The organism is Pseudomonas sp. CM25 (assembly GCF_013179705.1).
GTDB lineage: Bacteria > Pseudomonadota > Gammaproteobacteria > Pseudomonadales > Pseudomonadaceae > Aquipseudomonas.
Genome location: NZ_JABMCW010000204.1, coordinates 1 through 10,324, shown reverse-complemented (window position 1 = coordinate 10,324; position 10,324 = coordinate 1). Strand labels below are relative to the sequence as shown.

The window sequence follows — 10,324 nt, the reverse complement described above, 5'->3', positions numbered from 1 at the left end:
ACCCCAAGCTGGCATGGGCACTGGCCAACCGCGATGTCTTCCCGCTGGACGTGAACCGCGCTGAACCCGCCCTGCTGGCGCGCATTCCGGGTATCGGCCTGCGCAGCGTGCAGCGCCTGGTTGCGCTGCGGCGGGAACGGCGCATTCGCTACGACGACCTGATCCAGCTGCGCTGCGTGCTGGAAAAGGCCCGGCCTTTCATCGTCACCAGCGACTACCGCCCGCAGCAGGCCGAGCTGCGCAGCGGGCTGCTGCGGGCGCGGTTGCGTGAACCGCAAGCGCCGGTGCAGATGGGGTTGTGGGGGTGATTGCGCTCGACTGCGCAGACCTGTTCGCCACCTGGCGCGAGCAGGCGCGGTCATTGTTGGGGCACGGCATTGACCCCTCGCAAGTGACCTGGTCGCAAGGGCCGATGGCGGACTTGCTGGCGGTACCGGCTGCGCTCCCGCCAGGCCCCGGTCCGTTCCGGGCCAAGGTCCCGGCGGCACTGCTGGGCCAGCTGGAGCAGGCTTCGCGCTACCGGGGCGAACAACGCTGGAACCTTTTGTACGAGGTACTGTGGCGCGTGGCCCATGGCGACCGCACCGCGATGCTGGCCGGTGACCGCCTGGGCAGCGAACTGCAGCGGCGGATCAAGCAGGTCAGCCGTGAGGCGCATCACCTGCATGCCTTTGTGCGCTTCGTACCGCTGCCTGAGGAGCTGGTCGAGCACTTGCAGCTGGATCTGGTGGCCTATCACGAGCCGGCGCACGATATTCTGCAAAGCGCCAGCCCGCACTTCGCCGATCGCCTGGGGCGGTTGCGCTGGTTGATCGCAACCCCGCAGGACGGTATCCGTTTCGACGGCCAGGCCTTCGATTACCAGCGCCAGTGCCCCGAGGCCTGGCGCCAGTGGGCACGCAACGCCGAAGACCCCGGCGCCGAGCTATGGCGCACTTATTACCGCCATACCTTCAACCCCGCCCGCCTCAACCCCGATGCCCTGCGCCTGCACATGCCCGGCCGTTTCTGGCGGCATTTGCCGGAAGGCATGCTGATACCCCAGCTCGAAGGCCTGGCGCGCCAGGGCAAGCAACGGGATGGGCAAGCCCTGGAAGTGGCGTCCCAGGCGGGTAAGCAAATCAGCAAGCCTGCACTGCGCTGATCAATCCAGCAGCCACCCGGGGTCACCTTCATAGGTGGACACCATGGCCTTCGGCGGGGATGTCGGGAAGGTGTGTTCGCCGGCCCCCTCACATTGATTCTTCTCAGCCACTGGTGAACTCTCTCGCTTAATTTTCTTGCACCAAAATATCTTTATCTTCGAGCGGCGGCTCATTCATTAATCTCCGCAAATGCAGAGGCATCTCAGATGGCGCCACATCAAAGCGTCTAAGCCATTGATCTGCCGACCAACCAGTAAGACGAAACTCACCAGACTTGGAGTTACGATGAATATTGCCTATTGAAAAGACCCTGATGTCGCATAACTGATGATCTAGAATTATGTAGGCAGGAGGCCTTAAATCGCCCTCCTCACCCATTGCTTTAGGTTCTGCCCCAGACTGAATGACGGCTCCCGCCCCATAGTCGTAAATTTTATAATGAGAGGATGGCAAGTTCTTTAAAAGACTCAGAACACCGCCGACAATACTCAACCTTGAATAGTTAACTATGGTCAACCAATTGACAGTTATAATCTTCCCATCCTTGAGCGCAGCCTCATTTGCCAGCAAGGAAGCCGTGCCAACACTTAATCCAGGCATTCGCTCACTGACGAGTGCTTCGACAGGTTCGTTGCGCTCTCGCCGAACAGTCGAAACATTCAGAGCATATCCTGCGTACCCATGCTCAGCTTCAAGCAAGCTAGAACAGCTGACTACTAACGACAAGAAATCCGTGCGCTTCACATCAAAAGCATCAATTGGAATAGAAAACTCCATAACACTATACTCTTGACCTATTTTAGACTCCCACCCTCTTTGCCCGCAAATCAAAAACTGCCAAGCACTCGCATCTTCGGACTTTTCCCCAGCCGTATAACAAAGACTTAAAATTTCATCCTCATCTTTATTCAAGATCATGTCATGTAATGACGGAGCCTCCCCATATCTTAGCTTTGGCGCTCCCTCAGCAGGGTTTTCACGCCACAACCACGTGAAGACATTTCCGGACAACTCTACATACTTATCAAAACAACTACATATCATTTCTCTCACAGTACTCGTGTGCCCCCCTTTGAAGAATAGTGAAGCGCGAACACAAAGCACAGCGCCAACATAATCCTTAGCCCCACCCCTCATAAAAAGGTCACCAGGGAAGCTAATCAGACTTGGATCCTTAGATAGCTCTGAGACAACATCAAAACCTTCAGTCATATTCGGTAACCAATTCAATATACGGGACTAGGGCTTGGTTTAGGCAATTTTGGAATACGAGGTAGTCTTGGAATCTTACCCCGAGAGAACAACCACATTAGCTCTCCAATCTTATCCAAAATTCCGTCCAACTCCTCATAAGGCACTCGCGCTTCTTCCTCCAACTGATCACAATCACAATCCTCCGGCCGCATAATTTCAACCTTTCCCGCAGACCCCGCAATTCTCCCATAGTCTGCCATTTGCTTTGGATTGTAATCATCAGGAGGAAACTTCATCTCGACTACCATTTTAATATTATCCTGAGTTGGCGCCTCCCTTGGATTCATTAATATAACAACATCCGGGCGACGTATCATCCCTGTGCCCGCCTTGAATGGAGGGTGATCAGGATCCTCCGTCCAGTATTTTTTTATCCAGCCCGGAATCCATCCATGCTTAGTCATACCATCACGACTCAGTATTGGTAATGGTGGCGTCTTGGTCATGTCGTAACTAACCTCTGGCCGATATGGGCTACGACCGCCATGCGCAATGAATACACCATCCAACTCAGTAAGCCGGTTATCAACACAAGCTTGCTTTAGGCTTCTGCCATCAGCACCAACATTAGGCGTTGACTCGCAAAAACAGATTGTCGCACATAGAACCTTTTTATCGGAAGGATCAAGCTTTGGCTCATTTACTCCAACCCGAGTTGTCGTCCCTTCCGGCGATGTCCCTCCTATAGGAAATGAGTTCATAGTCCCCCTCGTCCCTGATAATCTTGAGGGTGCCCGCCATTTCAGAACCGACCCACTTTGTGTAGCCCTCACCATCCGTTATGTCACGAACAGTTCCGGCGTCGGATAGAATTTGAACAGCCAGCCCCGAGACAGGCAATCCTGTATCTCTATTTATTACTCTAAACCTTCCGAGCAATATTTTACTCAACGATCCCTCCAAAGATCGCGGTCTAACCTTGCCCCCACTCATACACTCTCCTTGGCCTACTGACACAAGCCACCCCAACAAGGGCATTTAATTTATACCTACCCTCAACCGCTTCACTGGTCAAAGGAGAACTCAGCCAGCCGATCAGCCAGACTCCAGCCGATAGTGGTTGACGGGAATCCAAACGAGACCCCAATATCTGTTTTCATAAAGCCATTTTGTCCAGCTTGTATCCCGCCCCCAACTTCGACTGTTGCAATAAGCCTCTTGGCAAACGGAATCCTTTGAAAGGTTCTTGCGTGATGGGGTTAAAGGCCTTCGCGGCGTTCAGTCGATACCGCATCACACCATCGCCGGTGCGAAAGCTCAGGTCCACGCTGGTAGCCGTGCGCCCGTTGAGCGAGCCACGGCTGAGCAAGCGGAACATCGACCACGGCCCTCTGTACTCCAGGCTGCTGCTATTGCCGTTCTGCCTGAGCAAGGTCAGGTTGCTACGCACCTGCGGCCCCAAGGTATTGGGCCAGACGATGCCAGTGATCTGGCGCGGGCCATGGGTGTAGGAAATCAACTGGCCGTCCAGATCCAACAAGCTTGTGCGTTGGTTGGCACTCAGCCCCAGCGGTTCGATGCTGAACTGCACGCTCAGGTTGCCGCGCTGATCGAAGAACGTTTCGCGGATGCGGTCTGCCCGCTCCAGCTGTTCGATCACGTCGCTGCGAATCAACGAGTGCCCTTTCTGGCCGGCCTGCAGGGCTTCAAAATTGTCCTTCAGGAAGACCTTCAGGTACTGATCATTGAACTGCTGCAGCCGCCCTTTCGGCCCGAAGAACGCCTCGAAGTCATCCAGGGACGCGTCGGGCGCCCTGGCCACAAAGGGATAGCGCCCAGCCAGTCGCTGCTGGAAGAAGCTGTACACCTCGGCATCCCAGCGCCGCTCCAGCTCGCGCAGGGCTTCGATGTTGAGCATTTGTGCCGTTTGATCGGCCAGTTTCCTGACTTGGTGGTTGATCGGCTCTGGCAAGCCAGTAGAGACTCGCTGCAAGGTGCCAATTGGATCCTGCCCCGTCATCGAGAAACGTTGATGCACAGCCTGGAGTGCAGCTTTACCTCTGTCGGGGCTGCCCTGCACCGCCTTGGCGTAGTCATGCACGGCGGTAATGGCGCCAAGGGTTTCATCGTAATAGCTCGGTTTCTCACCCGTTGCCTGCAACATGGCGCTCAGCCCTGCAAAGGCACGCTGGATAGCCCAGGCCTGTTGTTGCTCTGGCTTACTGCCTTTGGGCAATACCGCTTTGGCTTCGTCCCCGGCGTCGACAACTCTAGTCGATAAAAGCGAGGTATTGTCCTTCACCGTATCCAGCAGCCGATGCAGCGGCGCCGCAGGGCCGGTCAACTGCTGCAGGATCGTGACGCCATGGTCCAGGTCGAGGAAGTCAGCTACCGAGAAGGCGTTCAGGGCACGGCGCCAACTGTCGATGAAATCGGCGCTATACAAGTTGCGCAGCCGTTCGCTCAGCGCCTCCCGGTCCGCATCCGAGTAATCGAGTTGACCACGCTCACCCAGCGCCCATTGGTCGATCATCGCCATATCGGCGAAGCTCTGGCTGCGTGGCTCGAAGTACTCCTTGAAGCCCTTGGCAGTGAGCATCGGCGGCAGCAGGATAGCACCGCCCTTTCCGGCGCCGATGGTCGGCTGATACACCACATCGAAGGCCGGCCCGACCTGATGACGAAGGTCCAACCCGGTGTGCAATTGCTCACCAGCCTGCTGCTTGAGGCCAGCATAAACCCGCTCGGCTAACGGCACCTTGCGCAAGGCCTCCTGGACCACGGCGATACGTTCGGTGTACTGCGGTAGGTCAGCATCGGCATAGACCAGGGCGTACTTCAGATGCAGCATGAGGTCGCGTTGCAGTTGGCCTTGGCCGGGAAATTTCTGCTGCCACTGGCGAGCCATCCACTCTTCCACCCATCCGGGCCGCCGGTTCTGGCGGTCTTCCAGCATGCGGTAAACCCTCAGGGCGGCCATTTGCTGTTCACTGCCTGGCGGCGCCGCCTCCATGGCGTCGATCACGCCACTGGCCAAGGCCGGCAAGAATCGCTTGGAGAGCAAGCTGAGGTAGGCCTCATCGACACGCGGGCCGATGACCCGGCCCTGATACACGCCAAAATCGGAAACACCCGGCCATGCGGCGCGATAGTCGCCAAACACCGATACCGCATCGCGGATCTGGTCCAGCGGCTCCAGCAGATTGCGGCCGCTTGGATCCAGGCGCTGATCCACTTCATGATGGCTGTACTCCCTGCTTTTAGCGAGCACGCTGGCTGCCTTGGCGGCATTGATATCGGAGTAGCGTTGCCAGCTGGCGATGGCGACACAGAAAGCCAGAATGCCTACCCCGGACCCGACCCACAGCAACTGACGCTTGTTGCGCGCCACCTTGATGTTGTCCCCGGCAAGTCCAGCTTCCTTATAGATGATGCGCCCGAACGCATGCTGGATGAAGTACGCCAGCGCCTTGCCTTGCACCTTACCCTCAAGGAGAGGGAGCTTCGTTTTGTAGGGTTGCGCTGCCTCGCGAACGAACGCATTGAGCATGTCACCTTGCTGGATGACCGAGGACCAATACACACCCCGTACCAAGGCCGGCGTGGTGTAGCGATCACTTGCCAGGGTTTCTTTCAAGAAGCCCAGCAGTATTGGACGCAAGCCGATCAACTGGGTATGCAATGAGAACAGGCGCGCTCGCTGTGGAGCACTGTCCAACGCATCGAGTCGGTGTACCACCTGCTCAAATATCTGGTTGATCAACTGCTCGTAGTGATTGCCATACTCCTTCAGCCAAGCGTCGAACGTGCCGATCGCATCCAGCCTGAACGTAAAGCCGAACATTTTTTCGCGCATGGAAACGGAAAGGCCGGCATAGAGCTGGTCGAAACCATCCAATAAATCGAACTTGGTCAGCACCACGTACAGCGGCAGGCGGGAGCCCAACTGACTGCTTACCTCGTACAGACGAGTGCGTAGCACATGCGCCAACGCAACACGCTCCTCAGGCGTGCCATGCAGCAACGCAGGCAAGTCAACAACCAGCAACACGCCATTGAGGGCTCTCTGGCTGCGGTTGCGCAATAGCCAGTCCATCAGGTGCTGCCACAGCCTGGCCGGGGTTTCGGGTGGTAGTTGCGGTGCGCCTGAGTCGTCAGTGGGCGAGCCTGCGAGCGACTCCTGCCTGATGAAAGCCCCTGGCGGATCGATGATCACCGCATCATTGCTGACCCACCAGCCTATCGGGAAAGCCAGCGGTTGTGCCTGCCTGCCCCGGGCCTGCGCCTTATCGATTCGGGTCAGCGAAAAGCTCTGTTCCGTGCGGTCGATTAAGCTGGACTTGCCGGCATGCTGGTCGCCTATCACCAAGTACCAGGGCAACCGATACAAGGCACGTCGCCCTCCTGCGCTATCAAGAAATCGCGACAGCCCTTGGTCCAAGGCCTTCTCTTGCGCGCGAACCAATGGCAATACATTGTCCAGCTCTGCGGCTACCGCCTGCTTGCGCTCTGCCTTCAGGCGAATGTACCGCCTGCGCAGCACAACAAGCCAGCACAGCAGCGGCACCAACACGAGCACCAGGCTGGCCAGACTACGATGGGCCGTGCTGGCCAACGGGCGCTGTTCACGCCACTCCCACTGAGGCCCGAGCCACCAGATGGCGACCAGCATCAGCACGGTACCCAGCACAAGCAATAATGGCATGGCCAAGCCGATCCGAGTCACCAGGGGTAAACCCCGACGTTTCAATAGCTTCCATAGTTGATTCATGGAGAGTTCCAGTCCTTGTTTTGATCGGCCAATGCTTGGGGGGAGGCATGCTGTTGCAGTCGTTGAAACACATCGGGCTCCCAGGCACTGGCCGTGGTTTGCTGCATCGTCCGGGCGACACTCGCGCACAAGTCCTGGGCCAGCCAGGACACACCGCGTGCAGCCAGCAGGTCAGCGGCGATCACTGTGGTATGGCAACGCTCCCGAGGACCTCGAAGATCAGCCTGCATTCCCTGCAACCTGAGCAGAACGGGCTCCACGCCACCGGCTTCCAACTGGCTGGATAATTCCTCGCGCAGGGTGGCGAACTCCTGGGAGCAGGCCCCCTGCTCGGACGGACCTTGCGCCCCTTTGAGCCAGGCCAGGCTTTGGTCATCGATAAACGCTCGACCATCGCTAAAGCACAGCGGCTGCAGTGCGGGTAACCGCTGAACGAACCGAGCGGTCGCCGCACGGATAGCCTCAGCCACTTCGCCCATCGCCAGGCGTGAAGCGGCGGTTGCAGCGAGAAAGCTGCCGCGAACCCAGTAGGGACAAGCCGTCACGCTTTTTTCGATGCGCTGGAGCAATGCAGCATCGATCGCCGTCCCAGCGACCGCATCCTCATAATCACCGGCAATGTCCTGCGGAACCGCCATCAATTCAGTGCGGTTACCTTGGTTGGCTGGAGGCGCAGCCTGAATGTGCCCCCACAGACCAAAACGGCGCAGTTGATAGCCGACCGGGTCGTACGGGTCCTGCTGGTTGATAAGCTCGGCCATGTTCAACACAGCCCTGCGGGTTTCGCGCTCATTGCCAATCGACACACGTGGCATCGGCGTTGCGATGACATCAGCCAGCGGCACTGGCTTTATGTTTGACTCTGGCGCCTTGGGTGCTGCAACCTCGCCAACGCCATTGGCAAGGTCGGCGTATTTGCTCAGCGAGCGCTCAAGCTCGACAAGCGCAGCTACATCCAATTGTACCGGTCCCTGCTGCTGTAGCAGGCGCTCAAGCGCACCTCGCGCAGCGGTTGCATACCCTGGGGTGAAGGTGAAGCGGTCGAGCCTCGGTAACGCGTCGATCAAGCGTTTCAGCACCAGGCTCACCAATTTGCGCTTGCCGATGAAGCCTGTTGGGCCCGGTTTGGGGTAAGCAGGCTCCCAATAGCCTTCGACCATACCGGCCAGCAACTCCAGCGTGAAACTCCAGCGTTGCCAACAACCACTACGCAGCCAGGCCGCACCAAGGTGCGCGACGATTCGCAAGTGCTTGCATTGCCGCGCCAAGTATTGGCAGGACGCTTCTTCGATGTACGCCCAGTCGATCGTGGGCTCCTGCAGACCTCCGAGTTTGACCATCTCTTGGTCGATAGCCTGGTAGGTTTCGTCCTCGACATCGAACAAACCCGCCGGGGCTGCGGCATCAATCGGTGCAAGCAGCCGGACGATGACCTCGGCCTGCCCCAACGCTACCACCGACATGAACGTCGCACCTGGCTGATTAGCGCGTCCAGGCCTTCGGCATCAAACGCCAGCCCGTCGACGGCCCTGTGACCGCTCACCACTTCAATGCGCTGAGCACCGATCATTTGTTTGATCTGCTCGATGGCTGGTATACCCCTGCCAGCATCCAGTACCTGTCCATTTTCCCTTACCTGCCACGCGGTTTCGCTGGTAGACCAGCCCTGCCCCTTTATCCGCACATTGACACGGCTCGCTTCGACTGGCCGGTTGGTAATCAGTTGCAGCCTGGAGATGTTCTGTATGCAGCTGATAGCCAAATAAGACCGCTCCCCAACTGAAGCTATGGCAGGGGCTGAAATGACCAGTTCCTCCTCAGCGTCCGCCACGCCTCCCAGGTTTCCCAGGCGAAAGGTCAGGTCTTCCGGCCCCCTGCCAGCCTCATTGGTCATGACACGCATGACACTGGGCGCCTCTTGCTCGGGAGCAGACCACCGGGTGGTGGCTATCACTCGCGCAGGAGTTGCTGCGGCTTCGTCAAAACAAGCCAAACGCTCAAGATTGGACACGATCCGGGGGCAGTCTCTTGCGGTATGTGCCTGAGAGGGTGCCAGACAAAAAAGCAATATAAATCCGGCACTACAGGCAGAGCGGCGCATTATCACAATCACACTCTCTTATTCGATAGTACAGATGCACCAGTGACCAACTCACCGCCAACCAGCAGTCGTCACCACCCATTAAACCCGTACAGAGAAAATTTTGATTCCAGGCAATCAGGAGGTCAGAAACGAACTTTTAGGCTAGTACAAACAAGAAGGAAGATACAAACAAATATTTAGTAACACCTCCCGACTCGACATATATCTCGCCCTAGGCGCAAGGTCTTTTCGCAAGCAAGCGCCGCAACCTCACCTGCAGCTTGTTTATTGTTTAACAGCACTTTGTAGGATGCTTCCTACATATATACCCAAACAACAAAGGCGATATCTACATGACTAAAGCCTCGGGCTCCGTTGCGCCCAAAGAGCGCATCAACATCAAGTACGTACCCGCCACCGGTGATGCACAGGCCGAAGTAGAGCTGCCGCACAAGATGTTGGTGCTGGGCGATTTCGGTCTGGATGACACCCGTGCGCTGGAAGACCGATCGGTCATGCGCATTGATAAACACACCTTCAACAATGTGTTGAATGACGCCGACGTCAGCTTGGCCATGTCCGTGCCCTCCACACTCAGCGCGGCACCGGATGCGGAGCTGACGGTCAACCTGCAGTTCAGATCGATCAACGACTTCGGACCCGACCGCATTGCCAGCCAGGTGCCTGAGCTGAACAAGCTGCTGGAGCTACGCGAAGCCCTGGTCGCCCTCAAGGGCCCGCTGGGTAACGTGCCCACCTTTCGCAAGCAGTTGCAGCATTTGCTGAACGACGAGCAGGCCCGCAAACAACTCGCCCAAGAATTGGACCTGGTGCTTGAGGCGCCACAAGAAGACTGAGACAACGGAGCGTCCCATGCCAAAGTCAACCAGCACCACCCTCGCCGTTGAACTGTCCGGCGAGACATTGAGCAAAGCCACTTTGCTCGACCAGATCATGGCCGAAACCAAATTGGTGCCCGCGCAGGAGGGTTATCAAGTCGCTCGCCAAGGCGTATCGGCCTTCATTGCAGAAATACTCAAGAGCAATGATCCAGATCAACTAATCAACAAGCATCGCGTCGATCAAATGATTGCAGAGCTGGACCGAGTGCTCAGCCGACAGATGGATGCC

The 10,324-nt window shown here is 57.3% G+C and carries 8 protein-coding genes and 2 pseudogenes; 4 read left to right on the top strand and 6 right to left on the bottom strand.

Translation table 11 applies throughout. From position 1 onward, the window contains the following. Together HP546_RS19560 and HP546_RS19555 are read left to right on the top strand one after the other, a co-directional pair. Window positions 1-308, top strand: a pseudogene (locus HP546_RS19560) (biotin synthase); the annotation flags it as partial. Further along, window positions 299-1,144 (top strand): TIGR03915 family putative DNA repair protein, encoded by an 846-nt coding sequence (locus HP546_RS19555; RefSeq protein ID WP_172228516.1) that lies wholly within the window; start codon window positions 299-301, stop codon window positions 1,142-1,144. The pseudogene HP546_RS19560 and the gene HP546_RS19555, both read left to right, overlap by 10 nt. A 127-nt stretch (window positions 1,145-1,271) precedes the next feature. On the opposite strand, the gene HP546_RS19550 is transcribed toward HP546_RS19555, so the two are convergent. The 6 genes from HP546_RS19550 to vasI all read right to left on the bottom strand — a co-directional run bounded on the left by HP546_RS19550 (window position 1,272) and on the right by vasI (window position 9,211). After that, on the bottom strand, window positions 1,272-2,357 hold the full coding sequence (locus tag HP546_RS19550) for a type VI immunity family protein (protein ID WP_172228514.1): 1,086 nt from the start codon (window positions 2,355-2,357) through the stop codon (window positions 1,272-1,274). A 14-nt stretch (window positions 2,358-2,371) separates the two neighbouring features. Continuing rightward, on the bottom strand, window positions 2,372-3,100 hold the full coding sequence (locus HP546_RS19545; protein ID WP_172228512.1) for a VRR-NUC domain-containing protein: 729 nt from the start codon (window positions 3,098-3,100) through the stop codon (window positions 2,372-2,374). After that, window positions 3,036-3,332 carry a hypothetical protein gene (locus HP546_RS19540; protein ID WP_172228490.1) on the bottom strand — a complete coding sequence of 99 codons (297 nt, stop codon included), beginning with the start codon at window positions 3,330-3,332 and terminating at the stop codon, window positions 3,036-3,038. Before HP546_RS19540 ends, HP546_RS19545 begins: the two co-directional genes overlap by 65 nt. Window positions 3,333-3,495: 163 nt before the next feature. Then, window positions 3,496-7,110, bottom strand: a complete 3,615-nt coding sequence (gene tssM / locus HP546_RS19535; protein WP_172228518.1) for a type VI secretion system membrane subunit TssM — start codon at window positions 7,108-7,110, stop codon at window positions 3,496-3,498. Continuing rightward, on the bottom strand, window positions 7,107-8,573 hold the full coding sequence (gene tssA / locus HP546_RS19530) for a type VI secretion system protein TssA (RefSeq protein WP_172228510.1): 1,467 nt from the start codon (window positions 8,571-8,573) through the stop codon (window positions 7,107-7,109). The genes tssM and tssA overlap by 4 nt, the downstream gene beginning before the upstream one ends. Continuing rightward, window positions 8,561-9,211, bottom strand: coding sequence for a type VI secretion system-associated protein VasI (gene vasI, locus HP546_RS19525; protein ID WP_172228501.1), 651 nt, complete (start codon window positions 9,209-9,211; stop codon window positions 8,561-8,563). Before vasI ends, tssA begins: the two co-directional genes overlap by 13 nt. A 335-nt stretch (window positions 9,212-9,546) precedes the next feature. Between vasI and tssB the strand changes: the two genes are divergently transcribed. Both tssB and HP546_RS19515 read left to right on the top strand, forming a co-directional pair. After that, entirely contained in the window at window positions 9,547-10,050 is a 504-nt protein-coding gene (gene tssB, locus HP546_RS19520) for a type VI secretion system contractile sheath small subunit (RefSeq protein ID WP_172228499.1), read from the top strand. Window positions 10,051-10,066: 16 nt separating this feature from the next. Then, window positions 10,067-10,324: pseudogene (locus HP546_RS19515) on the top strand (type VI secretion system contractile sheath large subunit); the annotation flags it as partial.

Excerpts from the sequence above, each read along its gene's own strand:
- HP546_RS19550 (WP_172228514.1), bottom strand. The coding sequence starts at position 2,357 with ATGACTGAAGGTTTTGATGTTGTCTCAGAGCTATCTAAGGATCCAAGT.
- HP546_RS19545 (WP_172228512.1), bottom strand. The coding sequence starts at position 3,100 with ATGAACTCATTTCCTATAGGAGGGACATCGCCGGAAGGGACGACAACT.
- HP546_RS19540 (WP_172228490.1), bottom strand. The coding sequence starts at position 3,332 with ATGAGTGGGGGCAAGGTTAGACCGCGATCTTTGGAGGGATCGTTGAGT.
- tssM (WP_172228518.1), bottom strand. The coding sequence starts at position 7,110 with ATGAATCAACTATGGAAGCTATTGAAACGTCGGGGTTTACCCCTGGTG.
- tssA (WP_172228510.1), bottom strand. The coding sequence starts at position 8,573 with ATGTCGGTGGTAGCGTTGGGGCAGGCCGAGGTCATCGTCCGGCTGCTT.
- vasI (WP_172228501.1), bottom strand. The coding sequence starts at position 9,211 with ATGCGCCGCTCTGCCTGTAGTGCCGGATTTATATTGCTTTTTTGTCTG.
- tssB (WP_172228499.1), top strand. The coding sequence starts at position 9,547 with ATGACTAAAGCCTCGGGCTCCGTTGCGCCCAAAGAGCGCATCAACATC.